The following is a 26,592-nucleotide window of genomic DNA, read 5'->3' on the forward strand; positions in this document are numbered from 1 at the left end:
AAACACCCCCCCCCCACCCCCGCCCCCCCCCCCCCCCCCGGGGGGGGGGGGGGGGGGGGGGCCCGGCGCGCCCCCCGGGGGGGGGGGGGGGGGGCCCCCCCCCCCCCCCGCCGCAGGGGGCAGGCGGGCGTCCACAGGCGGCGGGGAGTGCCGAGCGGTCCACAGGCGCCCGTACGGGGCCTGCGCGACGTACGTACGGCCGCGTCAGATGGCGGGATGCCCGCTCCGACACCCCTTCCCCCTCAGCTGACCAACCGCCCGTTCTCGCGCGAGGAGCTGGTCGGTCTCGGCCTCTCGCCGAAGCTCCTTCTCGGCCGGCGCTTCCGGCGCCTGCACCCGGAGGTCTGGGTGCATGCCGAGCACGCCTTGTCCGACCGCGACCGGATCGCAGCGGCCGCCCTGGCGGTGCCCTCGTACGCACGTGTCACCGACGGCGCGCGTCTGCAGCTCCTCGGCTACGACGACCTTCCCCTCACGCCGATCTGCTTCGTGGTGCCGGACGACCACCACGTCGCGCTCGACGGCGTGATGGTGCACCGGACCAAGGTGATGCCGCCGCTGGACGACGTCGGCGTCACCCCCGCCGCGGCATTCGTGGGCGCGTGCGCGGAGGAGCGCGGGATCGACCTCGTGGCTGCCGGCGACTGGCTCCTTCGACACGAGCACGCCGCCCGCGAGGAGATCGCCGAGCTCGTGACCCGTGACCCGTGGAGACCCGGCGCGGACCGTGCACGCGCGATCCTCCCGACACTGAGCCCGCGCTCCCGCTCGCCGCGCGAGTCGAAGGTCCGCGCCATGCTCGTCGCCGCCGGGCTGCCCGCCCCCGAGGTCAACGTCGACCTGCTCGTGGACGGGAGGTTCCTCGGCTGTGCCGACCTGCTCTACCGCCGGTGGCTCCTCGTCCTCGAGTACGAGGGACGGCAGCACGCGGAGAGCGCTCACCAGTTCAACGTCGACATCGGCCGGTACGAGGGGTTCCGCGACCACGGCGTCACCTACGTCCAGATCACTCAGGCGCGGTTCGCCCGGCCGCGTGCTCTGGTGCTGCTCGTCCACCGCAAGCTCGTCGCGCTCGGGTACGAAGGGCCGGCGCCGTCGTTCGGACCACGCTGGCGCGCGCTCCTGGCGCCGGTCCCGGGCTCGCACGCACGACGGCGGTGAGTCAGGTCCCACCCCAGGCTGCGGGGTGGGACCTGGCTCACCGCCGAGGCGGGCGTACGACGCCGCGTCAGGTCAGCGGGATGTCCTCGCGCTCGTCAGGACGCTGCGGCGGCGGCTGGTTGCGCGTCTTCCACAGGCTCGCCACGGCCGTGATCGAGAGAACCACGATGATGACGCCGAGGCTGGCCAGCGTCGGGATCTCCGGCACGTTGATGTGCTCACCGTTGTTGATGAACGGCAGCTCGTTGGTGTGCAGGGCGTGCAGGACCAGCTTGACGCCGATGAACGCGAGGATCACCGATAGGCCCAGCGACAGGTAGACCAGGCGCTGCAGCAGGCCGCCGAGCAGGAAGTAGAGCTGACGCAGACCCATGAGGGCGAAGATGTTCGCCGTCAGGACCAGGTAGGGCTCCTTGGTGATGCCGTAGATCGCGGGGATCGAGTCCAGCGCGAACAGCAGGTCGGTGGTGCCCAGCGCCAGGATCACGAGGAACATCGGCGTCAGGAAGCGCTTGCCGTCGATCCGGATGGCCATCTTCATGCCGTGGAACTCGTCGGTGACGCTGAAGTGGCGCTCGGCGAAGCGGACGACGGCGTTGTCGCCGGCCTCCTCGTTGTCATGGTTGCGGTAGCTCTTGACCAGCCCGTACGCCGTCCAGACCAGGAACAGACCGAAGATGTAGAAGACCCAGCTGAAGTTGTTGATCGCGGCGGCGCCCAGCGCGATGAAGATCCCGCGGAAGACCAGGGCCAAGATGATGCCGATCATCAGCGCCTCTTGCTGATAGACCCGCGGCACCTTGAAGCTCGCCATGATGATGATGAAGATGAACAGGTTGTCCACCGACAGGCTGTACTCGGTGAGCCAGCCCGTGAAGAACTCCAGGCCGTACTGGCCGCCGTGGAAGCTCGACACCCAGATGCCGAAGGCGATGGCGAGCCCGACGTAGATCGAGAGCGCGAAACCCGCCTCCTTCATCGAAGGCTCGTGGGGCCTGCGGGCGATCACGATGACGTCGAAGAGGAGCACGGCGACGGTGACGCCGATCGTGATCCACCATTCGAGCGGTGTGACGTTCATGCGGTTGGGTTCCTCCGGTCGGATCGGGTGTCAGGCCGGAGGTCTCTTCCGCCGTGCCGGCGCTGAGAGCACCCCACACGACTCGACCCGCCGGGCTGCGCACGAGGCGGCCGTGATGACGACGGGTCGACGAAAGGAATACTCCCCTCCCTCCGCCATTGTGCCAGAGGGTGCATCGGAGCCCACAACGCGAGATGCTCACGTCCGTGACGGTGAGACACGTAGGGCTTCGCGGTGCGGTGACCCGCCCGGCGGCACGGGATTCCCTTCTGCGAACAGGCGAACGGGTGGGCCTGCCGGCCTTCATGGACGGCGCCGTCCTGAGGGTGCAGGACACCGACGTCCCGGGGCGGGCGGTGACGCGCGGACTCGGCTGGGAGCCCGCGGACGCGTCGACGGAGCACTGGTACCCGCAGGGCGTGACCACCTCTGCCGACGCCGCCGACGGCGCGACCGACCGCGACCTCCTGGTCGTCAGCTGGTACGCCCGGCACCGCCCCCGCCGTACCGGGTCTCGGCTGACGTTCGTGGACCTCGCGGCGGGCCGCTACCGGCACGTCCTCCTCGTCCGCGCCGTCAGGACGCCGTGGGGCGTACGCGCCCGGCCGGTGCCGATCCATGCCGGCGGGATCGCCTGGTACGGCCCGTACCTGTACGTGGCGGCGACCCGGGCGGGGATCTTGCTGTTCCGGGTCGCCGACCTGCTCCGGTCCGACCAGGCCGAGCGCGGGCACCGCGTCGCGTCGCGGCTCGGCTACGAGGCCGTGCTTCCCGAGTACGCGCGGCTGTCGGCGTGGAGCCGCGACGAAGGCAGCCGCCTGCGCTACTCGTTCCTCTCCCTCGCGTACGGCGGTGACGGCGAGCCGCCCGCGCTGGTGGCCGGCGAGTACGGCGGCGTGGGGAGGACGCAGAGGCTCTGGCGGTTCGCGCTCGACCCCGCCACGCACCTCCCCGTACGGGAGCCGACCGGCCGCGCCGTCCCCACCGAGCTGCACGCCGCGCAGTCGGCACGGATGCAAGGTGCCGCCGTCCTCGACGGTCGGTGGTTCGTGACGACGAGCCAGGGACGCGGCAACGCCGGCGACCTCCTCGTCGGCGCGCCCGGCGGCTTCCGGCGGCACAAGGGCGTGCTGCCGACGGGGTGCGAGGACATCACCGCCTGGCCGCAGCGCCGCGAGCTGTGGTCGGTGACCGAGTGGCCGCAGATGCGCTGGGTCTACGCCGTCGACCCGGATGCGTGGGGAGGGCCGGAGACGGACGCGGGTCTCGATACGCCCGGTCTCGATACGCCCGGTCTCGATACACCCCTCGCCTAGCGGCTCGGGGCTACTCGACCAGCGATCAGCCGGCGCCGGCGGCCTGCATCTGGCGGAGCTCCTTCTTGAGGTCGCCGATCTCGTCACGCAGCCGTGCCGCGACCTCGAACTGGAGCTCCTCGGCCGCCTGGTGCATCTGGGTGTTGAGCTCCTGGATCAGCTCGGCCAGCTCCGAGGCCGCCATGGTCGAGGTGTCCACGTGGCTGCCGTCGCCAGACGCCCCCACCAGCGGCACCGGCGACTTGCCCCGCGACTGCGCGCGGCCGGAGCCGACGAGCTGCTCGATGTCGGCGTCCTCGCGAGCGAGCATGTCGGTGATGTCGGCGATCTTCTTGCGCAGCGGGGTCGGGTTGATGCCGTGCTCGGTGTTGTAGGCGATCTGGATCGCCCGGCGGCGGTTGGTCTCATCGATCGCCTGCTCCATCGACGGGGTGATCGTGTCGGCGTACATGAGGACCTGACCCGACACGTTGCGCGCCGCACGACCGATGGTCTGGATGAGCGAGCGGCCGGAGCGCAGGAAGCCCTCCTTGTCGGCGTCGAGGATCGCGACGAGGCTCACCTCGGGCAGGTCGAGGCCCTCCCGGAGCAGGTTGATGCCGACGAGGACGTCGTACTCCCCCATCCGCAGCTCGCTCAGCAGCTCGACGCGCCGCAGCGTGTCGACCTCGCTGTGCAGGTAGCGGGTGCGGATGCCTGCCTCGAGGAGGTAGTCGGTGAGGTCCTCGGCCATCTTCTTGGTCAGCGTCGTCACGAGCACCCGCTCGTTGCGCTCGACGCGACCGCGGATCTGGTCGATGAGATCGTCGATCTGGCCCTTGGTCGGCTTGACGATGACCTCGGGGTCGACCAGGCCGGTCGGGCGGATGATCTGCTCGACGACGTCGTCCTCACCCTTGACCTTGGACATCTCGTAAGGTCCGGGGGTCGCCGAGAGGTAGACCGTCTGACCGATCCGCTCGAGGAACTCCTCCCACTTCAGCGGCCGGTTGTCCATCGCGCTCGGCAGCCGGAACCCGTGCTCGACGAGCGTGCGCTTGCGGGACATGTCGCCCTCGTACATGCCGCCGATCTGCGGGATCGTCACGTGCGACTCGTCGACCACGAGCACGAAGTCCTCGGGGAAGTAGTCGAGGAGGCAGTTCGGGGCCGAGCCCGGAAGGCGGCCGTCCATGTGGAGGGAGTAGTTCTCGATGCCCGAGCAGGTGCCGACCTGACGGATCATCTCGACGTCGTACGTCGTGCGCATCCGCAGCCGCTGCGCCTCGAGCAGCTTGCCCTGGCTCTCGAGCTCGGCGAGCCGGTGCTCGAGCTCGTTCTCGATGCCGCGGACCGCGGTCTCGAGCCGCTCGGGCCCCACGGTGTAGTGGGTCGCGGCGCCGACGTACAGTTCTTCCTCGTCGCTGAGCACCTCGCCGGTGAGCGGGTGCAGGGTCATCAGCCGCTCGATCTCGTCTCCGAAGAACTCCACCCGGACGGCGAGCTCCTGGTAGACGGGGAAGATCTCGAGCGTGTCGCCGCGCACCCGGAACGTGCCGCGGGTCGCCGCGAGGTCGTTGCGGGAGTACTGAGCGGTCACCAGGGTCCGCAGGAGCAGGTCGCGGTCCATCTCGGAGCCGACCTTGAGGTGGATCATCCGGTTCATGTACTCCTCGGCCGAGCCGAGGCCGTAGATGCACGAGACGGTCGCCACGACGATCACGTCGCGGCGGGTGAGGAGGTTCCAGGTGGCCGAGTGCCGCAGCCGCTCGACCTCCTCGTTGATCGAGGAGTCCTTCTCGATGTAGGTGTCGGTCTGCGGGACGTACGCCTCGGGCTGGTAGTAGTCGTAGTACGAGACGAAGTACTCGATGGCGTTGTCGGGGAACAGCTGGCGCAGCTCGTTGGCGAACTGGGCCGCCAGCGTCTTGTTGGGCTGCATCACGAGCATCGGACGCTGGAGCTGCTCGGCGAGCCAGGCGACGGTCGCCGTCTTGCCCGTGCCGGTCGCGCCGAGCAGCACCGTGTCGGTGTCGCCGCGCTGGACCCGCTCGGTGAGCTCGGCGATCGCCCGCGGCTGGTCGCCGCTCGGCTCGAAGTCGGAGACCACGTGCAGGGGCGCGACCTGACGCTTCAGGTCCTTGACGGAACGCATGCGTCGAGCCTACGTCGTCTCACCGACAGCTTCGCCTGGTCGCAGCACGCACGAAGCGTACGGTCGGCGGGCCGTCGTCTCGTGTCGCGGCCCCCGGGCAGCATCCGTGCCCTCTAGACTTCGGATGTGGGAGAAGCCAAGACCGACGCGAGCGAGCCCCGGGCGCTGCGCGGAGCGCGAGCGACCGCCGCGCGCCGCCGAGCCCGTGAGGACGACATCATCCGCGCCACGCGGAACCTCTTCGACACCGTCGGGGTGCGCGACGCCCAGATCGAGGACATCGCGCAGGCGGTGGGCATCAACCGCGCGATCATCTACCGGCACTTCTCCGGCAAAGAGGAGCTTTTCGCGTTGACGCTGATCGGCTACCTCGATGAGATCGCCGAGGTGATGCGCGAGGCCGACGACCCGGAGGCCTCGCCCGCCCAGCGGCTCGAGAACGTCGCGAACGCGTTCCTCGACCGTGGCCACGAGTACCCCGCGTTCGTCGACTGCGCGCTCGACCTCCTCAGCAAGCCCGGCAACGAGCTGCTCGACAGCGTCTCCGAGGGCGCCATGATGCGCCTCGGTCGCGGCATGCTCGGCCCGCTCGGCGTCCTCGCGCACGTCCTGGAGGCGGGCAACGACTCCGGCGACTTCCACGCCGAGGACCCCTACATGCTCGCGAACATGCTCTACACCCAGGCCCTCGGCGCGCTGCGCTTCGCCCGCAACCAGCTGCTGGTCAGCGAGGCCTCCCCCGGCGTCCCGACCGTACGGCGGGTGCCGTGGGAGTCCGTCAAGCGGCAGACGGTGCGCGCCGCCCAGGCGATGGCCGTCGCCGACGACCCTCAGGAGTGACCGCGGCGAGGGCCGCCGGCACCCGGCGACCCTCCCCCAGCTGCCGCTCAGCGCTCCAGGATCGCGGTGACGCCCTGGCCGCCTGCGGCGCAGATCGAGATGACGCCACGGCCCGAGCCCTTCTCGGCGAGGAGCTTGGCCAGCGTCGCGACGATACGGCCACCGGTCGCGGCGAACGGGTGCCCGGCGGCCAGCGACGAGCCGACGACGTTGAGCTTGCTGCGGTCGATCGCACCGAGCGGGGCGTCGAGTCCCAGGCGCTCCTTGCAGAAGATCGGGTCCTCCCACGCCTTGAGCGTGGACAGCACCTGCGACGCGAACGCCTCGTGGATCTCGCAGAAGTCGAAGTCCTGGAGCGTCAGACCCGCACGAGCCAGCATGCGCGGCATCGCGTACGCCGGCGCCATCAGGAGACCCTCGCTGCCGTTCACGTAGTCGACGGCGGCCGTCTCGTACTCGGTGAGGTAGGCCAGCGGCTCCCAGCCCTTCGCCGCGGCGTACTCCTCCGAGGCCAGCAGGACGGTCGACGCGCCGTCGGTCAGCGGGGTCGAGTTCGCCGCCGTCATCGTCGCCGACTCGCCCTTGCCGAAGACCGGCTTGAGCTTCGCGAGCTTCTCGACCGACGAGTCGGGGCGCAGGTTCTGGTCGCGCTCGAGCCCGAGGTACGGCGTGAGCATGTCGTCGAGGAAGCCCCGCTCGTACGCGGCGGCGAGCTTGTGGTGCGACTCGACGGCGAACTGGTCCTGGTCCTCGCGGCTGATGCCCCACTCGAGCGTGGTGAGCGCCTGGCTCTCGCCCATCGAGAGGCCGGTCCGCGGCTCGGAGTTCTGCGGGATGGAAGGGGCGAGGTCGCCGGGGCGGATCCGCGCGAGCGCGGCGAGGCGGCCCTTGAGGTCCTTGGCGCGGTTGGCGTCGAGGAGGATCTTGCGCAGCCGCTCCCCCACCGCGATCGGGGCGTCCGAGGTCGTGTCGGAGCCGCCGGCGACGCCGACGTCGATCTTGCCGAGGGCGATCTTGTTGGCCACCTGGATCGTCGCCTGGATGCCGGTGTCGCAGGCCTGCTGGACGTCGTACGCGGGGGTCTGCGGGTCGAGGGTCGAGCCCAGCACGGTCTCGCGCGCGAGGTTGAAGTCGCGGCTGTGCTTGAGCACCGCTCCTGCGGCGAACTCGCCCAGGCGCTCCCCCTCGAGGCCGTACCGCGCGACCAGCCCGTCGAGCGCCGCGGTCAGCATGTCCTGGTTGGACGCGTGCGAGTAGACGGTGTTGGAGCGGGCGAAGGGGATCCGGTTGCCCCCGATCACCGCGACCCGGCGAGGTGCCGAGGCTGAGCGCTTGGCGGAGGTGGATGCCATGAGGACTCCTCGATGAAGGCGTTGCGTTGACCACACTCGTGACGGGCGAGGCTCCCTGTCCTGTACCCGCCTGTAACTCTAGGTTACGGTAGGACGCACGTTCTAGATACCACGGGTATTCGAGAGGCAGGACACACCGCATGAGCGACCGCTACCAAGACCTCGTCCACACGCCGGTCGGGAAGTTCTTGGTGAAGAACCTCGGCCTCCCCGACCCGCCACGGCTCGAACGCTACCGCGCGGGCGCTCCCCTCGTGGACGGCACCGTCCTGGTCGGCGCCGCGCCCGGCTCGACGCTCGGGACGGCCCTTGCAGACGCCCTCTCGAGCCTGTCGGTCACGACCACCGACGCGGTCGCCGAGGGCGCGCGCGTGAAGGGGATCGTCTTCGACGCCACGGGCATCGACACCGCTGCCGGCCTCGACCAGATCCAGGAGTTCCTCACGCCGGTCCTCCGCAGCCTGTCCGGCTGCGGCCGCGTCGTGCTCCTCGGCACGCCGCCCGAGCACGCCGACACCCCGGGACGCGCGATCGCGCAGCGCGCCCTCGAGGGCATCACCCGCTCGCTCGGCAAGGAGCTCGGCAAGGGGTCGACCGCCCAGACCGTTTACGTCGCGGCCGGCGCGGAGGGCGCGATCTCGTCGACGCTGGCCTTCCTGCTCTCGCCGAAGTCGGCGTACGTCTGTGGGCAGGTCGTCCGTATCGGCACCGCCGGCCTGACGAGCGCGCCCTCGTACGACCTCGCCGCGCCGCTGTCCGGCAAGGTCGCCCTGGTCACCGGCGCCTCGCGCGGCCTCGGGCTCGCGATGGCGCAGACGCTGCACCGCGACGGCGCCACGGTCGTCGGGCTCGACGTCGCCCCGCTGGCAGAGGACCTCCAGCGCGAGATGGCGGCGATCGACGGCGAGTCGATCATCCTCGACATCACCGCGCCCGACGCTCCGCAGCGGATCGCCGCGTACCTCGCCGAGCACCACCAGGGCGTCGACGTCGTCGTCCACAACGCCGGCATCACCCGCGACAAGCGGCTGCGCAACATGAAGACCGAGAACTGGCACAAGGTCGTCGAGATCAACGTGGACGCTCCGCAGCGGATCACCGCCGAGCTGCTCGACCAGAAGCTGATCCGCTCCGGCGGCACCATCCTCGGCGTCTCCTCGATCGCCGGCATCGCGGGCAACAACGGGCAGACCAACTACGCGGCCTCGAAGGCGGGCGTCATCGGCTGGGTCCAGGAGCTCGCTCCGCGCATCGCCGCCGACGGCCTCACCATCAACGCCGTCGCGCCGGGCTTCATCGAGACGGACATGGTGAAGACGATCCCGCTGACGATCCGCGAGGCCGGCCGCCGCATGAACTCCATGTCGCAGGGCGGCCAGCCGATCGACGTCGCCGAGGCGATCGCCTGGTACGCCAACCCTGGCTCGGCCGCTGTCTCCGGCAACGTCGTCCGGGTGTGCGGCCAGAGCCTGCTCGGGGCCTGACATGACCGTCCGCGAGTACGCCGGGGCTCCGGCGATCCTTCCGCTCTACCTGCGGGCGGCACTCCCTGCCGTGCCGGTCGTCGGTGGGCTCCCCGGCGTACGGCACGCCTCGGGCTCGGTGCCCGACCTCACGCTCGAGCGGCGCGGCGTCACGACCGACCTCGACGACCTGGCGGCGTACGCCGACGTGTGCGGCTTCAGCCTGCGCGACACGCTCCCGGTCACGTACCCGCACCTGGCGGCGTTCGGGCTGCAGATGGCCCTCATGGTCGACACCTCGTTCCCGTTCGCGCCGATGGGGCTGGTGCACCTGCGCAACCGCATCACCCAGCACCGCCCGCTGACGGTCACCGAGACGTACGACGTGACCGTCCGCGCCGCGGACCTGCGTCCGCACCCGAAGGGCCGGACCGTCGACGTCCACAGCACCGCCCGGGTCGGCGACGAGGTGGTCTGGGAAGAGACGATGACGCTGCTGAGCCGTGGCCGTGGGGACGGTGCGGAGGCAGCTCCAGCGCCGCTCGACGGCGTCGAGGCACCCGCTGGGACGGCGACGTGGCGGCTCGACGCAGGGCTCGGTCGCCGGTACGCGGCGGTGTCGGGCGACCGCAACCCGATCCACCTCACCAAGGTCTCGGCCAAGGCGTTCGGCTTCCCCCGCCAGATCGCGCACGGCATGTGGAGCAAGGCGCGGGCCCTCGCGGCCGTCGAGAACCAGCTGCCCCACGCGTACGCGGTCGACGCCGAGTTCCGCCGGCCGATCCTCCTGCCGGCGACCGTGGCTTTCGGGTCGCAGGCCGACGGCGACCGGCTGGTCCTCGGGATCACCGGCCGTGCGCGTGGCGACAAGCCCGCGCCGACGCACCTCGTCGCCCGGGTCACGCCCGTCTGACGCGCCCCACGCCGCATCGCCCCGCCGCCGGCGGTGAGTCCGGTCCCACCCGTGGGTGACGGGTGGGACCGGACTCACCGCGCGGGCGGTCTCAGGCCCTCGGCTCGGGGTTGACGGGCCGAATGAGCCCTTCCTGGGCGACGGAGGCGAGGAGCGCCCCGTCCTCGGCGAAGATGTTCGCGGTGGCGAACCCGCGGGCCCCGATCGCCGACGGCGACCGCTGGTCGTACAGCATCCACTGGTCCGCCCGGATCGGCCGGTGGAACCAGACCGCGTGATCCAGCGACGCGGGCTGGATGCGTGGCGAGCCGACCGTGAGCCCGTGCGGCACGAGCGACGAGCCCAGCAGGCTCAGGTCGCTGATGTAGGTCAGCACGCAGGCGTTCAGCACGGGGTCGTCCCCGAGCTCCCCCAGCGCGCGCAGCCACAGCCGCTGGACCGCCGGGACCATCTGCCGGGACGGGTCCTCGGCGGCGCGGTTGTCGCCGATGTAGCGGACGTCGAGCGCCGACCACTCCCGGCGCCAGTGCTCGGCGGCCTGGGTGTCGACGTACTCCAGCACCTCCGGCAGCTCCGGAGACGCAGCGACGGCAGGCACCTCGGGCATCGCGTCCTGGTGCTCGTAGCCGTCCTCGTGGCGGTGGAACGACGCCGTCATGTAGAAGATGACCTTGCCGTGCTGGCGAGCAGAGACCCGACGCGTCGAGAACGAGCCGCCGTCACGGATCCGCTCGACGTCGTAGATGATCGGCACGCTGGGGTCGCCACCGAGCAGGAAGTAGACGTGCAGCGAGTGGACCAACCGGTCGGGCTCGACGCTGTGCGAGGCCGCCATCAGGGCCTGTGCCGCGACCTGCCCTCCGAAGACCCGGGTGAGCTCGCTCCCCTGCGGGTGACCTCCACGGAAGAGGTCCTCCTCGAGACGCTCGAGGTCAAGAAGGTCGACAAGTTCTTCGATCGTTGCTGGCACGCGGCACATCGTCTCACGTGCGTACGGGCGCGTGGCTCGATCTCCGGGGTGACGCCGCCCGCTGTGAGCAGCGCCTCACGGGACGACGCGGTCAGTCGGACGTGCCGGGCTCGCGCTCGTCGAGCTGGGCGAGGAACTGCTCGAACTGCTGCCCGATCTCGTCGGGAGTCGGCAGCTCCGACTCGTCGGCGACGAGCGGCTCGGTCGCGGAGCGGTTCATCTGGTCGTACTGGCGCTCGAGCCCGGCCAGGACCTCGCCGCCGTCCTGCTCCTCGACCTGCTTGTGGATGTCGGCGACCGTCTCGGCCTGCTGCAGGCGCAGCTCCTCCAGGTCGAACTGGAGCCCCGTACGGGACGCCACCGCCTCCAGGAGCGCGACGGACGCGCTCGGGTACTCCATCTGGGCGACATACTGCGGCACGTGGGCCACGTAGCCGAGGGCGTCGTGCCCCCACTCGCCCAGCCGCAGCTCGAGGACCGACTGGATGCTGGCCGGCAGCACCACCTGGGCCCGGAAGACGTTCTTGCGGTCGAGCAGGTCACGGCGGACGGCGTGGTTGGTCACGACCGACGGCCGCGTGTGCGGGACGCCCATCGGGACTGCCCCGAGACCGACGACGAGCTCGACGCCGTACTCCTCCACCAGGTCGTGGACCTCCTCGGCGAACTGCTCCCATCGGAAGTCAGGCTCCGGGCCGGTCAGCACCAGGAAGGGGGCGCCGTGGTCGTCACGGTGCAGGCGCAGCTCCAACGACGGCCGCTCGTAGTCGGCGTAGCGATCGCGGTCGAAGACGATGGGGGGTCGGCGCGCGCGGTAGTCGTAGAAGTCGTCGAGGTCGAACTCGTGCACGACCTCACCCTCGTCGCGTGACTCCAGGTGCTCGATGGCCAGCCGCGGCGCCGAGCCCGCGTTGAGGAAGCCGTCGAACGCGTAGATCATCGTCGGCCTCACACCGTCGGGCAGGTCGTCGAAGATCTCGTTGCCACCGTGTCCCGGCCTGAGCCGAGCGAACCAGTTCCGCACCACGACACCTCCCAACACCGGACGACTGCGCGGGATTCCCGCTCGTACGGAGGGGGCGGGGGCCGCGCCCTTCCAGCCTACGCGGCCGGTGGCGAGGGCTGATCGGCGGCTCGGGTGACCTCCCCCACCCGCCCCAACCTGCTGTGCCGGCGGCCGTACGTGAAGTACACGACGAACCCCAATGCCATCCAGACGAGGAAGCGCACCCAGGTCTCGCCCACCAGGTTGAGCATGAGGTAGACGCAGGCGATCACGGCCAGGACCGCGACGAGGGTCGCGCCCGGGACGGTGAACCCGCGCGGGAGGTCGGGCCGGGTCCGGCGGAGGATCACGACACCGACGCTGACCAGGACGAACGCGAACAGCGTCCCGATGTTGACGAGGTCCGCGAGGGTCGAGAGGTCGACGAAGCCCGAGATCGCCGCCACCGCGAAGCCGGTCACGTACGTGATCCGGTGGGGCGTGCGGTGCTTCTGGTGCGTCTCCGCGAGCCAGCGCGGCAGGAGCCCGTCCCGCGCCATCGCGAAGGCCACCCGGGTCTGCCCCAGCATGAGGATCATCACGACCACGACGAGCCCGATGCACGCGCCGACCGAGATCACGTCACCCATCCACCGCACGCCGACGGCGTCGAAGGCGGTCGCGAGCGGGGCGCCGTCCATCGGATCGATGTCCCGGAAGTCCTGCATGCCGGTGATCACCAGGCTCACCGCCATGTAGAGCACCGTGACGATGGCGAGCGACCCGAAGATGCCGATGGGGACGTTGCGCTGCGGGTCCTTCGTCTCCTCCGCGGTGGTGGCGACGACGTCGAAGCCGATGAAGGCGAAGAACACGATGGCGGCACCGGCGAACACCCCCGCAACGCCGTAGACGGCGGGCTCCAGGCCGAGGAGCGTCTGGATCAACGGAACCTTCAGCCACCCGCCCTCCCCGCTCTCCGGCGAGGCCGACGGCGGGACGAAGGGCGACCAGTTCTGGCTGTCGATGTACTTCACGCCCGCGATGATCACCAGCAGCACGACCGCGATCTTGATGGCGACCACGACCTGGTTGATGCGGCTGGAGAACTTGATGCCGTTGATGAGGATCCACATCACGATGAGGGAGATCGCGATGGCAGGGATGTCCACGACCCCGCTGCCGGCCGCGGTTCTCAGATGCTCGGGCAGCTCGAGGAACGTGCCGTCGACCAGGTTGTTCCAGTACGAGGAGAAGCCCGACGCCAGCGCGGCGGCGCCCACAGTGAACTCGAGGACGAGGTCCCACCCGATGGTCCACGCGACGAGCTCGCCGAAGGTGGCGTACGAGAACGTGTACGCGCTGCCCGCGACGGGCACGGTCGACGCGAACTCGGCGTAGCAGAGCGCAGCGAGACCGCAGGCCAGCGCGGCGATGAGGAACGAGATCGCGATCGCGGGACCGGCGTTGGTCGCGGCGGCGCGTCCGGTCAGGACGAAGATGCCCGCGCCGATGATGACGCCCACGCCGAAGACGACGAGGTCGACCGCCCCGAGGTTGCGGTTGAGCTGGGTCTCAGGGTCGTCGGTGTCGCGGATCGACTGCTCGACGGACTTCGTACGGAAGAGCTCGCTCTTGGCCATCGTGATCCCCCCTCTGGGGTCACTATGCCCGGTACGACCCTCGCAGGCGCGTCAGAGCGTGCGGCGCGTCACAGCCTCGCGAGCGCGTCGGCCGCGATCGCCGCGCCGGTCAGCCCCATCCGCTCGAGCAGCACGTCGCGCTTGGCGTGGTCGAAGAACTCCTGCGTGACGCCGTGCACCCGCACGGGCGTGCGTACGTCGGCGTCGGCGAGCATCTGGGTCAGCACCGAGCCCATGCCCCCGACGCGGCCGCTGTCCTCGACGGTCACGAGGAGCCGGAAGCGCGCGGCGAGCTCGACGAGCGCGGGGTCGAGAGGCTTGACCCAGCGCGGGTCGACGACGGTCACGCCGACCCCTTCGGCACGCAGCACCGCTGCGGCGTCGAGGGCCTGCCGGGCCATCGGTCCCGCCGCCACGACGAGGACGTCCTCGTCGCCCTCACGGAACAGGACGTCGCTGCGTCCGACGGTGTCGACCGCCTCGATGTCGCTGGAGACCCCGCCCTTGGGGAAGCGGACGACGGTCGGCGCGTCGTCGACGGCCACCGCCTCGCGCAGCAGCTCGCGCAGCCGCGCACCGTCGCGCGGGGCGGCAAGGCTCAGGGTCGGCACGACCTGGAGGATCGACATGTCCCACATGCCGTTGTGGCTCGGACCGTCGTCTCCGGTGACCCCGGCACGGTCGAGCACGAACGTCACGCCGCACCGGTGGAGAGCGACGTCGAGGAGCACCTGGTCGAAGGCGCGGTTGAGGAACGTCGAGTACACCGCGACGACCGGGTGCAGACCGCCCATCGCGAGGCCGGCCGCGCTGGTCACCGCGTGCTGCTCGGCGATGCCGACGTCGTACGTGCGGTCGGGGAACTTGTCGGCGAACGCGTCCAGACCGGTCGGCGAGAGCATCGCCGCGGTGATGGCGACGACGTCCGGGCGCTCGTCGCCGATGCGGACCAGCTCGTCGCGGAAGACCGACGTCCACGACGTCGGCTCCACGGCCAGGGCCTCACCGGTCGTCCGGTCGAACGCCTTCGCCTGGTGCATCTGGTCTTCTTCGTTGGCGACCGCGATCTGGTAGCCCTGGCCCTTGGTCGTGATGACGTGCACGATGGCCGGACCGCCGTACGTCCGGGCCTGGGCCAGGGCCTGCTCGACGGCCGGACGGTCGTGACCGTCGATCGGGCCGACGTACTTCAGGCCGAGGTCCTCGAACATGCCCTGCGGGTAGAGCGCGTCCTTGAGGCCCTTCTTGATGGCGTGCAGCGCCTCGTACGCGGCCTGGCCGACGACGTTGGTGTTGGAGAGGCGCTCGCGCACAGCCTTGAGCGCCGGCTCGTAGCGCGGGTTGGTGCGCAGGCGCGCGAGGTGGTTGGCGAGACCACCCACGGTCGGGCGGTAGGAGCGGCCGTTGTCGTTGACGACGACCACCAGCCGGCGGTCGGCGTCGGCGGCGATGTTGTTGAGCGCCTCCCAGGCCATGCCGCCGGTGAGCGCACCGTCGCCGATCACGGCGACCACGTGGTCGGGCCGTCCCTGGACGGTGTTGGCCTTCGCGAGGCCGTCGGCGTACGACAGGCTGGTCGAGGCGTGGGAGTTCTCGACGACGTCGTGCGGCGACTCGGCCTGGCTCGGGTAGCCCGAGAGGCCGCCCTCGATGCGCAGCCGCTCGAACTCACGGGCCCGGCCGGTGAGCATCTTGTGCACGTACGCCTGGTGGCCGGTGTCGAAGATCACCCGGTCGCGCGGGGAGTCGAACACCCGGTGGATCGCCATCGTCAGCTCGACGACGCCGAGGTTCGGGCCGAGGTGGCCTCCGTGGGTGGCGACGGCGACGATCAGGCGCTCGCGGATCTCCTCCGCGAGCGCGTCCAGCTCAGCGTCGGTCAGATCCCTCAGATCGCTCGGCTGGCTGATCCGATCGAGCGTGCTCATGGTCCTCCGCGGGTGTGGGTGGGCGTCATTCGATCTTAGGCCATGGCCCCTACCCTCCCACGGACCCTCAGCCGTCGAGGGTGACCCGCGCGACAGTCCGCAGGTCAGCCACCTCGGTGGCGAGCACGGCCTCCACCGCGGGTAGCGCGGCGGCGACGGCGTCCTCGGCGGGCGCCTTCTCCCCCGGCAGCGGGATCACCTCGACGTCGACCCGGGTGCCGCGCGGCACGATCCGCCACTGGGCGACCAGCCGGGTGCCGTCGAGGACGACGGGGGCGGTCGTGCCGTTGACCTTGTTGAAGAGGTGCTGCTGGTTCTCGAGGGCGGTGAACCGCGCGCGCTCGGGGCCGGTGCCCTCGTAGCCGAGCATCACCCCGTCGAACTCCGGGAGGAGACGCAGACCTGCGGCGAAGCCGCTGCCGTCCGGAGCATCGGCGAGGTCGAGGTACGTCTGGCCGTCGGGCCCCTCGTACTGCACGACCTCGTCCCCGAGCGCGGCGATCGCCGCGTCCACGGGGCGCAGCTTGTCGCCGAGCCACCACGCGACGTCGCGCCGCGTCGCGGGGCCGTACGCCCCCAGATGGACGCGGACGAGCTCGCGCCGCGCGACCTCGGGTGGCACGCTCGCGTCGATGCCGGTCAGCGCCGCGGACGACCGGTAGAGGGTGTCGGTGCGCGTGTGCCACCGGCGGTCCGGCGGGCGCCGGACGAGCCACGGCGCCCCGCGGAGCAGGTTGCGGGCGTAGGAGTCGGCGACCGTGCCGTGCCCCGGCTTCTCTGCGTCCGCCAGCCACGCCGCGACGTGCGCGACCAGGTCGTCGCGCTCGCGCCACTCGTCGGTCGCGTACGCCGCGGTGCGGGCCCGCACCTCCTCCGGCGCGACGGCGTCGAGGGACAGGCCGCGGGCCAGCGCCTTGTCGAGCCACACCGAGGTCACCGCCGACGCCCACGCGTGGTGCTGGGGGACGGACGAGTGCACAGTGCCCCGCAAAGTGGTGCCCTTGACCAGCGCGTAGGTGTCGAACGCCTCGACGACAGTCTCGTGGGTGATGCCGGGAAGCCGTGAGGCGGCGAAGAGGAACGCGGCGCGTGGCACCTGGGTCTGGACCGGCCCGAGCGCCTCGTACAGGGCCACGAGATCGGCCACCGCGGTGCCGGTCGGGCTCGGGAACTGCCGGTCGAGCGTCCGCAGCGCGACGTCGTCCGGTGTCAGGCGCTTGCTCATGGTGTGATGCCTCCATGTCTGGGACGTACGACGCCTCGTGCACGTTCTGCCGCGTCGTCGCGGGTGAGATCGACGCCCCCCTCGTGTACGAGGACGCTGACACGATCGGGTTCCTGGACCATCGTCCCGTCTTCAAGGGCCACGTCCTGGTCGTCCCGCGCGCGCACGTCGTGACCCTCCCGGACCTCGCGAGCCAGCTCGTCGGGCCGTACTTCGAGGTCGTCCAGCACGTCGCGCGCGTCCTCCCTGACGTCGTCGGGGCGCAGGGGACGTGGGTCGCCGAGAACAACGTCGTGTCGCAGTCCGTGCCCCACCTGCACGTCCACGTGGTGCCGCGGACCAAGGGCGACGGGCTGCGAGGGTTCTTCTGGCCTCGGACGAGGTACGCCGAGGGCGAGGCCGACGCGTACGCGGCGCGGCTGCGCGCGGCCCTGGCTCGCTGACGCCCGCGGCCGCTGGCCAGGGTTTCTCCCGAAACCTTCGGTAACGTGACCAGATGGGCAAAGACTGGCCGGCCGTCGGGTGGGAGGAGCACCCCTGGACGCGCCTGCCCCCGTACGGGGTGTCGCGGGCGCGGCTGCGCCGGCACTCGGCCCCGTACCGCGCGGCCGTGCTGCCGCCCATCGCCGACCTCCCCGTACGCCTCGACGCATCCGTCCTCGCCGACGCCGAGGAGGCGACGGCCGCGATCGCGCGGTTCGACGCCGGCCTCTCGCACGCCTTCGGCGACACCGAGGCGCTGGGCGAGCTCGGACCGCTCTCCACGCTGCTCCTGCGGACGGAGTCGGCCTCCTCCTCGCGGATCGAGCACGTCGACACCGACGCCGGGCAGCTCGCGCTCGCCGAGATCGGCGCCGCCACCACCGACGACGCCCGCCTCGTCGCCCGCAACGTGGAGGCGGTGCGCGCGGCGGTCGCGCTCGCCGACTCCCTCGACGCCGACGGGCTGCTGACCCTGCACCGCACGCTGCTCGCCGACACCGACCCCCAGGGGGCGGGACGCTGGCGTACGGAGCAGGTCTGGGTCGGCGGCTCCTCCTACGGGCCGCACGACGCGGAGTTCGTCCCGCCCCACCACAGCCGCGTGCCGGCCGCGGTCGAGGACCTGGTGCGGTTCGTCCGGCGCGACGACCTACCGGTGATGGTCCAGGTGGCGATCGCGCACGCGCAGTTCGAGACGATCCACCCCTTCGCCGACGGCAACGGGCGCACCGGGCGCGCTCTCGTCCACGCCATGCTGCGGGGGAAGGGGGTGACCGAGCGCGTCTCGGTCCCGATCTCGAGCGGCCTCGTCGGCGACACGCGCCGCTACTTCGCTGCCCTCGGCGCCTACCGGGACGGCGATCCCGCGCCCGTGGTCACCGAGCTCGCCGCCGCCACCCTGCGCGCCGTCGAGAACGGCCGGCAGCTCGTCGCCGACCTCGTGGCGCTGCGCGCGTCCTGGGCCGAGCGGGTCGTCGCCCGTCGCCACGCCGCGGTGCACCGGATGCCGGCGGTGCTCGTCCGCCACCCTGCCCTCGACAACGCGCTGGTCGCGCGCGAGCTCGGCGTGAGCGACGTGGCGGCGCAGGCGGCCATCGACCGCCTCGTCGAGGCGGGCGTGCTCGTGCAGGTCGGCACGCGGGCCCGCAACCGGGTCTGGCAGTGCCCAGACGTCATCGACGCCCTCGACGCCTTCGCGCGGCGGGCCGCGCATCCACCTCGTCACGGCTGAACGCGCCGACCGCGGGGTGCGTGAAAGCGACGGCGGCCACGCCGAGGGCGCCGAGCAGGCCGCCGGAGACCAGCGCGACCTCCGGGGAGCTGAACCCGGCGACCGCTCCCCCGCGTGCGTTGCCGAGGTCCGGTCCGGCGACGCCGACCACGTGCTCCACCGAGGACACCCGCCCGCGCTGGTCGTCGGTGGTCGCGAGCTGGGTGAGGACGCCTCGCGCGATCACGGCGAACGTGTCGGCGGCCCCGGCCACCGCAAGCGCCAGCAGTGCCGGCACGAGCCACGGCGAGGCACCGAACGCGGCGACGCCCAGGCACCAGACGAGTGCCGCCGCGACCATCGTGCGTCCGGGGCGGCGCCCTCTGCTGACCACGCCCGAGGCGAGGCCGGCCAGGATGCCGCCCGCGCCGACGGCGGAGAGCATCAGGCCGGTGACAGCGGGGTCGTCGTCGAACCGCGCGGCGACGACGACCGGGAACAGCGCGACCGGCATGACCAGCACGGTCGCGAGCACGTCGGAGAGCATCGCGCCGCGCAGGACCGCCGACCGCGCGACGGCCCGCAGCCCGTCGAGCACGGAGACGTCTGCCCTTCGCCCGGACCGCGCGGGCACGGCCGACGGCGTCGGAGGCGTCGGCGGCAACCCGTGGGTGACGAGCCACGCCACGCCCACGAGCGCGGCCTGCACGCCGAACGCGACCGCCGCCCCGGCGTACGCCACGAGCAGCCCGCCGACGGCGGGACCGACGAGCATCGACACCTGGAAGCCGACATGGCTGAGCGCCACGCCTGCGGGCACGTCGGAGGGCGCCAGCACGCGCGCGATGAGCGCCCGCCTGGCCGGGGCACCGAGCGCGCCGAGGCCGGCCTGGCACGCGACGAGCACGAGGACGAGGGCGAGCGACCGCAGGCCGTACGCGGCCTGGGTGGCGAGCAGCGCGGCGACGACGGCACTGCCGGCCGTGGTGGCGAGCGCCACGCGACGACGGTCGTACGCGTCGGCGAGCGCCCCGCCGTACAGCCCGAGGACCACCATCGGGACCGCGTGGGCGAGTCCGAGAGTGCCCATGAGCGCGGCGCTGCCGGTGAGGTCCCAGACGAGCTGGAGCAGTGCGACCAGGCTCACCTGACCCGCGAGCGCACTGAGAAGGCCTCCGGCCCACAGCCGCCGGAACCCGCTCCCGCGCCGGAGCGGGCCGAGGTCGAGCAGGCCCGACCTCACGCCGACGGAGCGGGATCGTCGGGCAGGTGGGCGCTCACCCGCTCGCGGAAGGAGCGTCGTCGCAGCGCCGCGCCGAGGTCGGCCACGACGGCGTGGAACGAGTACGGCACCTCCGCGTCGAGCTCGAGGAGCGCGCGCTCGGTCGCGCGCCACTCCGCCTCCAGCAGCGGGACGAGGTCACGTCCCTGCGCGGTGAGGCTGACGAGCTTCGTCCGGGCGTCGGGGCCAGGGCCGGTCTCCACGAGGCCGTCGGCCCGGAGCACGGTGACCGTCTGGCTGGCGGCCGAGTGCGTCACACCGATGGCCTCGGCGAGCGCGCGGATCGTCATCGGGCCGTGGTGGGCGAGCTTGATGACCGGCTTGGTCAGCCGCGGGCGTACGCGCAGGCCGCGCTCGCGGTAGAGCGCGGCGAGCTCCGCGTCCATCTCGTCCTGGAGCCCGCGCAAGGGCTCCCAGAAGTTCTCGTCGGTAGGGTCCACCGCAGCACTGTAACAGCACTTATATAAGCGCTGTTACAGCTACTCCAGAGACACGTAACGTCCGCGTACGTGCGTGAGGGCCGGACCGTCCTCACCGATCTCGACGTGCTCGACCACTCCCTCGACGAGCAGGGGCCACCCGACCTGGCGCGGCGGCGCCGCGACCCGGGCACCGAGCCAGGCCACGGCCGTCTCCAGCACCGGGCCGTACGGCGTCTGCCTCCAGCTCCCCCGCGTGAACAGGCCACCGGGTGCCGGCGCGGTCCCCGCGAACGGGTCGGCCAGTCCACGGTCACGCGCACCGAGGACGTTCACCACCCACGACTCCCCCACGTCCAGGGCATCGGCCAGGTCGCTGTCCTCGTCGACCAGCATCAAAGCCCGCGCAGGCTCGCCGCCGGCCACGAGCAGGGACGAGACGGTCAGGCCCGCCCGACCGCGCCCCTCCCCCGCGGTGCAGATCGTGACGGCCTGCGCGAGCCGGCCGCGCAGACGGCGCAGCGGGTCGCGCTCGCCCTCGGGCGGGACGAACGGGTGCTCGGAGTGGATCGTCACGCCGTCAGCGTACGGTCGGTCGCGCCGTCCGCGTGATCTGTCACCGCGCTGCGCCAGGATGGGCGGGTGCACCTCACAGACGAGCAACGCCGCCGTCGACTCGTCGTCCAGCACCGGGTCGGCCTCGGCGAGCACGGCGGCGCGCCCCGCGTCGAGGACGTGGTCGACGACCTCCTCGTCCTGCACGCCACCGACCCGGCCAGCGTCTACCTCTCCGTCCTGGCCCGCGCACCTGGCCTGACCCGCGACGACGTGCGGGCGGCGATGTACGAGCGACGCGACGTCGTCCGGGTCCTCGCCATGCGGCGCACGCTCTTCGTCGCCGGCCGCGCCGACGTCCCGATGATCCACGCCGGTGCGAGCCGCGGCGTCGCGCGCGTGCTGCGCACGCGTCTCCTCAAGGAGCTCGCCAAGATCCCGACAGACCCACCCGTCCCGGACCCGCAGGCCTGGCTCGCCGAAGTCGAGCAGGACGTCGACGCCGTGCTGGCCGCGGCGGCGCGCGACGGCGGCACGCTCAGCGGCGCCGAGATCAGTGCGGCCGTCCCGGCGCTGCGGACGGCGCTGCTGCCGACGACCGACAAGGCGTGGGACGTCCGTCGTACGGTCACGTCGCAGACGCTCGCGCTGCTGTCGGCCGAGGGGCGCATCGTCCGGACCGAGCCGAGAGGCTCCTGGACCTCGCGCCACCACGCGTGGGCCCCGATCACCTCGTGGTTCCCGGACGGCATCCCGGAGGTGCCCGAGCCCGAGGCCCGTGTCGGGCTCGCCCGCCGCTGGCTCGAGGTCTTCGGGCCGGCGACGCCCGACGACCTGCAGTGGTGGACGGGCTGGAACAAGACCCACACCCGTGCCGCCCTCGGCGCGCTCGACCTCGTCGAGGTCACGCTCGAGGAAGGACCGGGAGTCATGCTCCCCGGCACCGAGGTGCCCGACCCCGTCTCACCGGGCGTGGCGCTCCTGCCCGCGCTCGACCCGACACCGATGGGCTGGAAGCACCGCACCTGGTACCTCGGCGTGCACCGCGAGCGCCTCTTCGACCGGATGGGCAACATCGGCCCGACCATCTGGTGGGACGGCCGCGTCGTCGGCGGATGGGCGGTGCGCCCTGGGGGCGAGGTCGTGCACCGCCTCCTGGAGGATCTCGGCACCGACGTCCGCGACGCCGTCGAGGCCGAGGCGGGGCGCCTCGAAGGGCTGCTCGACGGGGCGACGTTCACGCCGAGCTTCCCGACGCCGCTCGACAAGGAGCTGCGGGCGTGACTCAGGCGGCCGCGACGCGGACCCGTCGGACCGCCTCCTCCGCCGCGGCGACGACGAGCAGCGGATCGCTCAGCATCGCTCCGAAGGCGAGCTCGCCCGCCCCCACGAGGACGGAGTCGCGCCCGAGGCCGGGCAGCACGACCTCCGTACGCCGGTCCTCGGAGTCGAGGGTGCCGCGCACGACCTCGGCGTCGACCTCGGCGCTCACCGCCGGGTACAGGGCGCTCAGCAGGCCGCCGAGGATCACGACCTGCGGGTCGAAGATGTTGATGAGGTTCGTCAGCCCGACGCCCAGCATCCGGCCGACCTCGCGCAGCGCGACGGACGGCGTACCGACCTGGTCGAGGAGACCGACGAGGTGGGCGATGTCGTGCGAGGGGGTGCCGAGCGCCTCTGCCACGGCGACGGCGCCGATCTCCGTCTCCCAGCACCCGCGGTTGCCGCAGCGGCACAGGCGCCCGCCGACGGAGACGCGCATGTGCCCGACCTCCCCGGCGTACCCGACGGTGCCGAGCAGACTGCGCCCGCGCGTGATGAGCCCGCCGCCGACGCCGACGTCGCCGCTGAGGTAGACGACGTCCGACATCCCGCGCGCGACGCCGCGCGCGTGCTCGGCCAGGACACCGAGGTTGGCGTCGTTGCCGATCACCACCGGCACCTCACCCCCGAGGCGGTCCTGGACCAGCTCGGTGAACGCGACGTCCGACCAGGCGAGGTTGGGCGCGTAGTGGATGCGGCCGTCGTCGGCCGACACGACGCCCGGGATGCCGACCCCGACCCCGACCAGCAGCGTGTCGGGCGGGACGTCGTCGAGCAGGTCGGCGGCCGTACGGGCGATCTGGTCGGCCACCTGCTCGGGCGAGGCACCGACCTCGACCGGGACGGAGAGGCGACCGTGGACCGTGCCGCCGAGACTGATGCGCGCGACCTCGATCGACTCGACCCGCAGCTCGACGGCGATCACGCACACGTGGCGCTCGCCGGGGCGTACGTGCAGCGACGGGCGGCCGGCGCCCTGGCGGTCGCCGCGCGGTGAAGCCTGGGCGACGACGCCGAGCCTCTCGAGCTCGACGACGAGCGCGGCGATCGTGGAGCGGTTCAGCCCCATGCGGGTCGTCAGGTCGGCACGAGACACGTCCGTGTCGCGGTGCACATGACCGAGCAGGGTGCCCAGGTTGTGGCGGCGGACCGCCTCCTGGTTGGCCCCCTTGCCGGTCGGTCGCTGCTGCTGCAGTGGCACCGCGTCGTTCCCCTCGCTGTCAGTGGTACGGCGAGGCGAAACTAGCACGACACCCCCCGATTTTGTCACCGGCGCAACAAAATCGAGACCAACGCGACCCTCGCGCCCCGGAGACGCCGACGGCGGTGGGCCCGGGGCGCCCCCCGCGCCCCGGGGGGGGCCCCCCCCCCCCCACCGCCGTGGCGGGGACGGACTCAGCCGATCAGGGAGCGAAGCACGTACGGCATGATGCCGCCGTTGCGGTAGTAGCTCGCCTCACCGGGGGTGTCGATGCGGACGACAGCGTCGAACTCGATGTCGCCGGCCTTGACCTTGACGGTCTTCGGCGTACGGCCCTCGTTGAGCTCGGTGATGCCGGTGAACGAGAAGGTCTCCTCGCCGGTCAGGCCGAGGCTCTCGGCGTTCTGGCCCTCGGGGAACTGCAGCGGCAGCACGCCCATGCCGATGAGGTTCGAGCGGTGGATGCGCTCGTACGACTCGGCGATGACGGCCTTGACGCCCAGGAGCGCGGTGCCCTTGGCCGCCCAGTCGCGCGAGCTGCCCGAGCCGTACTCCTTGCCGGCCAGCACGACCAGCGGGATGCCCGCGGCCTGGTACTTCTCCGAGGCCTCGAAGACCGTGGTGACCTCGCCGTCCTCGTTCAGCTGACGGGTGAAGCCGCCCTCGGTGCCCGGCGCGAGCTGGTTGCGCAGACGGATGTTGGCGAACGTCCCGCGGATCATCACCTCGTGGTTGCCGCGACGCGACCCGTACGAGTTGAAGTTGCGCGGCTCGACGCCGTGCTCGGCGAGGTACTTGCCGGCCGGGCTGTCCTTCTTGATCGCGCCGGCGGGCGAGATGTGGTCGGTCGTGACCGAGTCGCCGAGCTTGAGGAGCACGCGCGCGCCCTCGATGTCGGTGACCGGCGACGGCTCGTGCTGCATCCCGTCGAAGTACGGCGCCTTGCGGACGTAGGTCGAGTCGGCGTCCCACTCGAAGACGTCGCCCTCCGGCGTCGGCAGCGACTGCCAGCGCTCGTCACCGGCGAAGACGTCGGCGTACTCGCTCTTGAACGTGTCGGCCGACATGGCGCCGGCGACGACCTCCTCGACCTCCGACGGCGACGGCCAGATGTCCTTCAGGAAGACGTCGTTGCCGTCGTTGTCAGTGCCCAGCGGGTCGTTGAACAGGTCGGTGTCCATCGTGCCGGCCAGCGCGTACGCGACGACCAGCGGCGGGGACGCCAGGTAGTTCATCTTGACGTCGGGGTTGATCCGGCCCTCGAAGTTGCGGTTGCCCGACAGCACCGAGGTGACGGCGAGGTCAGCGTCGTTGACCGCCTGCGAGACCTCGGGGATGAGCGGGCCCGAGTTGCCGATGCAGGTGGTGCAGCCGTAGCCGACTAGGTTGAAGCCGAGCTTGTCGAGGTACGGCGTGAGGCCGGCGCGCTCGTAGTAGTCGGAGACGACCTTCGATCCCGGGGCCAGCGTGGTCTTGACCCACGGCTTGCGCGCCAGGCCTTTCTCGACGGCGTTCTTCGCCAGCAGCGCGGCGCCGATCATGACCGACGGGTTGGACGTGTTCGTGCACGAGGTGATCGCCGCGATCGTGACCGCGCCGTGGTCGAGCTCGTACGTCGTCCCGTCCTCGGTGGTGACGAGCTGCGGGTTGCTCGGGCGTCCGCCGTCCTTCGGCGCGCACGACAGGTAGTCCGTCGCGGGCGTCTGGCCGTGCGCGTCCTCGTGCGCCGCCGGCGGGTCGGAGGCGGGGAAGGACTCCTCGACGGCCTCGTCGTACGCGCCGATCGGCGGCGCCTCGGCGTGCTCGACGTAGTTGACGAGCGCTCCGCGGAACGCCTGCTTGGCGTCGGAGACGACGATGCGGTCCTGCGGACGCTTCGGGCCGGCGATCGACGGGACGATCGTGCCGAGGTCGAGCTCGAGGTACTCCGAGTAGCGCGGCTCGTGGTCCGGGTCGTGCCAGAGGCCCTGAGCCTTCGCGTACGCCTCGACGAGCGCGATCTGCTCCTCGGAACGGCCGGTGAGGCGCAGGTACTTCGTGGTCTCCTCGTCGATCGGGAAGACCGCGATGGTCGAGCCGTACTCGGGGCTCATGTTGCCGATCGTGGCGCGGTTGGCCAGCGGGACCGCGCCGACGCCCGAGCCGTAGAACTCGACGAACTTGCCGACGACGCCGTGCTCGCGCAGCATCTCGGTGATCGTGAGCACGAGGTCGGTCGCGGTCGAGCCCTCGGGGAGCTCGCCGGACAGCTTGAAGCCGACGACACGCGGGATGAGCATCGAGACCGGCTGGCCGAGCATCGCCGCCTCGGCCTCGATGCCGCCGACGCCCCAGCCCACGACGCCGAGGCCGTTGACCATGGTGGTGTGCGAGTCGGTGCCGACGCAGGTGTCGGGGTAGGCCTGCAGCACCTTCTCGCCGGTCGAGCCCGTCGAGACCTCACGCGTGAACACGGTCCGGGCGAGGTGCTCGATGTTGACCTGGTGGACGATGCCGGTGCCCGGCGGGACGACCTTGAAGTCGTCGAACGCGGTCTGGCCCCAGCGCAGGAACTGGTAGCGCTCGCGGTTGCGCTCGTACTCGATCTCGACGTTGCGCTCGAACGCGTCGGGCGTGCCGAAGACGTCGGCGATGACCGAGTGGTCGATGACCATCTCGGCGGGCGCGAGCGGGTTGATCTTGCTCGGGTCGCCACCGAGGTCGGCCATCGCCTCGCGCATCGTGGCGAGGTCGACGACGCACGGGACGCCGGTGAAGTCCTGCATGATCACGCGGGCGGGCGTGAACTGGATCTCCTTGCTCGGGTCCGCGTCGGCGTCCCACCCGGCGAGCGCCTTGACGTCGTCCGCGGTGATGTTGGCGCCGTCTTCGGTGCGCAGGAGGTTCTCCAGCAGCACCTTGAGGCTGAAGGGCAGCGAGGCGACGTCCAGGCCCTCGCCGGTCACCGCCTCGAGGCGGTAGATCTCGTACGCGTTGTCCCCGACATTCAGGGTGTCCTTCGCGTTGAAGCTGTTGACGCTGGCCATGCCTCTCCTCGTTCCGTCCTGCCGGAGCCCTCGATCGCCGTACGCGCTCTGCGCGGCATCCGCCTTCTATCGTCGCGCGCCC

The 26,592-nt window shown here is 71.6% G+C and carries 21 protein-coding genes; 8 read left to right on the forward strand and 13 right to left on the reverse strand.

All coding sequences use genetic code 11. The features are described from left to right. Positions 1-216: 216 nt before the first annotated feature. Complete coding sequence (locus NYZ95_RS18240) at positions 217-1,161, forward strand: hypothetical protein (RefSeq protein ID WP_262852766.1); 945 nt, start codon at positions 217-219, stop codon at positions 1,159-1,161. Positions 1,162-1,228: 67 nt separating this feature from the next. On the opposite strand, the gene NYZ95_RS18245 is transcribed toward NYZ95_RS18240, so the two are convergent. Next, entirely contained in the window at positions 1,229-2,242 is a 1,014-nt protein-coding gene (locus NYZ95_RS18245) for a TerC family protein (RefSeq protein WP_262852767.1), read from the reverse strand. Between the two features lie 287 nt (positions 2,243-2,529). On the opposite strand from NYZ95_RS18245, the gene NYZ95_RS18250 reads away from it, so the two are divergent. After that, positions 2,530-3,558, forward strand: coding sequence for a hypothetical protein (locus tag NYZ95_RS18250; RefSeq protein WP_262852768.1), 1,029 nt, complete (start codon positions 2,530-2,532; stop codon positions 3,556-3,558). Between the two features lie 25 nt (positions 3,559-3,583). Here the strand turns inward: NYZ95_RS18250 and uvrB are convergent, their stop codons facing one another. After that, positions 3,584-5,692 (reverse strand): excinuclease ABC subunit UvrB, encoded by a 2,109-nt coding sequence (uvrB, locus tag NYZ95_RS18255; RefSeq protein WP_262852769.1) that lies wholly within the window; start codon positions 5,690-5,692, stop codon positions 3,584-3,586. A gap of 126 nt (positions 5,693-5,818) precedes the next feature. Here uvrB and NYZ95_RS18260 point away from each other — a divergent pair, with 126 nt between their 5' ends. Next, positions 5,819-6,532, forward strand: coding sequence for a TetR/AcrR family transcriptional regulator (locus NYZ95_RS18260; RefSeq protein WP_262852770.1), 714 nt, complete (start codon positions 5,819-5,821; stop codon positions 6,530-6,532). A 47-nt stretch (positions 6,533-6,579) separates the two neighbouring features. On the opposite strand, the gene NYZ95_RS18265 is transcribed toward NYZ95_RS18260, so the two are convergent. Next, positions 6,580-7,884 carry an acetyl-CoA C-acetyltransferase gene (locus NYZ95_RS18265; RefSeq protein WP_262852771.1) on the reverse strand — a complete coding sequence of 435 codons (1,305 nt, stop codon included), beginning with the start codon at positions 7,882-7,884 and terminating at the stop codon, positions 6,580-6,582. Between the two features lie 140 nt (positions 7,885-8,024). Here NYZ95_RS18265 and NYZ95_RS18270 point away from each other — a divergent pair, with 140 nt between their 5' ends. Together NYZ95_RS18270 and NYZ95_RS18275 are read left to right on the forward strand one after the other, a co-directional pair. Beyond that, positions 8,025-9,368, forward strand: coding sequence for a 3-oxoacyl-ACP reductase (locus tag NYZ95_RS18270; protein ID WP_262852772.1), 1,344 nt, complete (start codon positions 8,025-8,027; stop codon positions 9,366-9,368). A gap of 1 nt (position 9,369) precedes the next feature. Next, complete coding sequence (locus NYZ95_RS18275) at positions 9,370-10,260, forward strand: MaoC/PaaZ C-terminal domain-containing protein (protein ID WP_262852773.1); 891 nt, start codon at positions 9,370-9,372, stop codon at positions 10,258-10,260. A 91-nt stretch (positions 10,261-10,351) separates the two neighbouring features. On the opposite strand, the gene NYZ95_RS18280 is transcribed toward NYZ95_RS18275, so the two are convergent. The 5 genes from NYZ95_RS18280 to NYZ95_RS18300 all read right to left on the reverse strand — a co-directional run bounded on the left by NYZ95_RS18280 (position 10,352) and on the right by NYZ95_RS18300 (position 17,011). Further along, the gene (locus NYZ95_RS18280; RefSeq protein ID WP_279307956.1) at positions 10,352-11,239 is read right to left on the reverse strand and encodes an acyl-CoA thioesterase; all 888 of its coding nucleotides are present in this window, start codon (positions 11,237-11,239) and stop codon (positions 10,352-10,354) included. An 82-nt stretch (positions 11,240-11,321) separates the two neighbouring features. Beyond that, positions 11,322-12,254: a PAC2 family protein gene (locus NYZ95_RS18285; protein WP_262852775.1), complete on the reverse strand. Its 933-nt coding sequence runs from the start codon at positions 12,252-12,254 to the stop codon at positions 11,322-11,324. Between the two features lie 77 nt (positions 12,255-12,331). After that, positions 12,332-13,858 (reverse strand): amino acid permease, encoded by a 1,527-nt coding sequence (locus NYZ95_RS18290; RefSeq protein ID WP_262852776.1) that lies wholly within the window; start codon positions 13,856-13,858, stop codon positions 12,332-12,334. A 68-nt stretch (positions 13,859-13,926) separates the two neighbouring features. Then, positions 13,927-15,786 carry a 1-deoxy-D-xylulose-5-phosphate synthase gene (dxs, locus tag NYZ95_RS18295; protein ID WP_262852777.1) on the reverse strand — a complete coding sequence of 620 codons (1,860 nt, stop codon included), beginning with the start codon at positions 15,784-15,786 and terminating at the stop codon, positions 13,927-13,929. A gap of 67 nt (positions 15,787-15,853) precedes the next feature. After that, positions 15,854-17,011 carry a DNA glycosylase AlkZ-like family protein gene (locus tag NYZ95_RS18300; protein ID WP_262852778.1) on the reverse strand — a complete coding sequence of 386 codons (1,158 nt, stop codon included), beginning with the start codon at positions 17,009-17,011 and terminating at the stop codon, positions 15,854-15,856. Between the two features lie 14 nt (positions 17,012-17,025). Between NYZ95_RS18300 and NYZ95_RS18305 the strand changes: the two genes are divergently transcribed. Both NYZ95_RS18305 and NYZ95_RS18310 read left to right on the forward strand, forming a co-directional pair. Continuing rightward, on the forward strand, positions 17,026-17,454 hold the full coding sequence (locus tag NYZ95_RS18305) for an HIT family protein (RefSeq protein WP_262852779.1): 429 nt from the start codon (positions 17,026-17,028) through the stop codon (positions 17,452-17,454). A 53-nt stretch (positions 17,455-17,507) separates the two neighbouring features. Next, positions 17,508-18,725 carry a Fic family protein gene (locus NYZ95_RS18310; RefSeq protein WP_262852780.1) on the forward strand — a complete coding sequence of 406 codons (1,218 nt, stop codon included), beginning with the start codon at positions 17,508-17,510 and terminating at the stop codon, positions 18,723-18,725. Here NYZ95_RS18310 and NYZ95_RS18315 read toward each other — a convergent pair. The 3 genes from NYZ95_RS18315 to NYZ95_RS18325 are packed head-to-tail and all read right to left on the reverse strand — an operon-like array spanning position 18,667 to position 20,981. After that, positions 18,667-19,947, reverse strand: a complete 1,281-nt coding sequence (locus NYZ95_RS18315; protein ID WP_262852781.1) for an MFS transporter — start codon at positions 19,945-19,947, stop codon at positions 18,667-18,669. The two genes, NYZ95_RS18310 and NYZ95_RS18315, sit on opposite strands and share 59 nt — an antisense overlap. Beyond that, a complete protein-coding gene (locus NYZ95_RS18320; RefSeq protein ID WP_262852782.1) occupies positions 19,944-20,426 on the reverse strand; it encodes a MarR family winged helix-turn-helix transcriptional regulator in 483 nt (160 codons plus the stop codon). The genes NYZ95_RS18315 and NYZ95_RS18320 overlap by 4 nt, the downstream gene beginning before the upstream one ends. A 39-nt stretch (positions 20,427-20,465) precedes the next feature. Then, positions 20,466-20,981 carry a flavin reductase family protein gene (locus NYZ95_RS18325; protein ID WP_262852783.1) on the reverse strand — a complete coding sequence of 172 codons (516 nt, stop codon included), beginning with the start codon at positions 20,979-20,981 and terminating at the stop codon, positions 20,466-20,468. A 66-nt stretch (positions 20,982-21,047) separates the two neighbouring features. Here NYZ95_RS18325 and NYZ95_RS18330 point away from each other — a divergent pair, with 66 nt between their 5' ends. Next, positions 21,048-22,244 carry a winged helix DNA-binding domain-containing protein gene (locus NYZ95_RS18330; RefSeq protein ID WP_262852784.1) on the forward strand — a complete coding sequence of 399 codons (1,197 nt, stop codon included), beginning with the start codon at positions 21,048-21,050 and terminating at the stop codon, positions 22,242-22,244. A 1-nt stretch (position 22,245) separates the two neighbouring features. Here NYZ95_RS18330 and NYZ95_RS18335 read toward each other — a convergent pair whose 3' ends face one another. Both NYZ95_RS18335 and NYZ95_RS18340 read right to left on the reverse strand, forming a co-directional pair. Next, entirely contained in the window at positions 22,246-23,484 is a 1,239-nt protein-coding gene (locus NYZ95_RS18335; protein WP_262852785.1) for an ROK family transcriptional regulator, read from the reverse strand. A gap of 194 nt (positions 23,485-23,678) precedes the next feature. Then, positions 23,679-26,510 (reverse strand): aconitate hydratase, encoded by a 2,832-nt coding sequence (locus tag NYZ95_RS18340; protein WP_262852786.1) that lies wholly within the window; start codon positions 26,508-26,510, stop codon positions 23,679-23,681. Positions 26,511-26,592: the final 82 nt, after the last annotated feature.

The organism is Mumia quercus, from assembly GCF_025506335.1.
GTDB lineage: Bacteria > Actinomycetota > Actinomycetes > Propionibacteriales > Nocardioidaceae > Mumia > Mumia quercus.

What these genes read in the sequence shown, in the direction of transcription:
- NYZ95_RS18240 (WP_262852766.1), top strand. Translation starts at nt 217, where the DNA reads ATGCCCGCTCCGACACCCCTTCCCCCTCAGCTGACCAACCGCCCGTTC.
- NYZ95_RS18245 (WP_262852767.1), bottom strand. Translation starts at nt 2,242, where the DNA reads ATGAACGTCACACCGCTCGAATGGTGGATCACGATCGGCGTCACCGTC.
- uvrB (WP_262852769.1), bottom strand. Translation starts at nt 5,692, where the DNA reads ATGCGTTCCGTCAAGGACCTGAAGCGTCAGGTCGCGCCCCTGCACGTG.
- NYZ95_RS18265 (WP_262852771.1), bottom strand. Translation starts at nt 7,884, where the DNA reads ATGGCATCCACCTCCGCCAAGCGCTCAGCCTCGGCACCTCGCCGGGTC.
- NYZ95_RS18270 (WP_262852772.1), top strand. Translation starts at nt 8,025, where the DNA reads ATGAGCGACCGCTACCAAGACCTCGTCCACACGCCGGTCGGGAAGTTC.
- NYZ95_RS18275 (WP_262852773.1), top strand. Translation starts at nt 9,370, where the DNA reads ATGACCGTCCGCGAGTACGCCGGGGCTCCGGCGATCCTTCCGCTCTAC.
- NYZ95_RS18280 (WP_279307956.1), bottom strand. Translation starts at nt 11,239, where the DNA reads ATGTGCCGCGTGCCAGCAACGATCGAAGAACTTGTCGACCTTCTTGAC.
- NYZ95_RS18290 (WP_262852776.1), bottom strand. Translation starts at nt 13,858, where the DNA reads ATGGCCAAGAGCGAGCTCTTCCGTACGAAGTCCGTCGAGCAGTCGATC.
- dxs (WP_262852777.1), bottom strand. Translation starts at nt 15,786, where the DNA reads ATGAGCACGCTCGATCGGATCAGCCAGCCGAGCGATCTGAGGGATCTG.
- NYZ95_RS18300 (WP_262852778.1), bottom strand. Translation starts at nt 17,011, where the DNA reads ATGAGCAAGCGCCTGACACCGGACGACGTCGCGCTGCGGACGCTCGAC.
- NYZ95_RS18305 (WP_262852779.1), top strand. Translation starts at nt 17,026, where the DNA reads ATGTCTGGGACGTACGACGCCTCGTGCACGTTCTGCCGCGTCGTCGCG.
- NYZ95_RS18310 (WP_262852780.1), top strand. Translation starts at nt 17,508, where the DNA reads ATGGGCAAAGACTGGCCGGCCGTCGGGTGGGAGGAGCACCCCTGGACG.
- NYZ95_RS18340 (WP_262852786.1), bottom strand. Translation starts at nt 26,510, where the DNA reads ATGGCCAGCGTCAACAGCTTCAACGCGAAGGACACCCTGAATGTCGGG.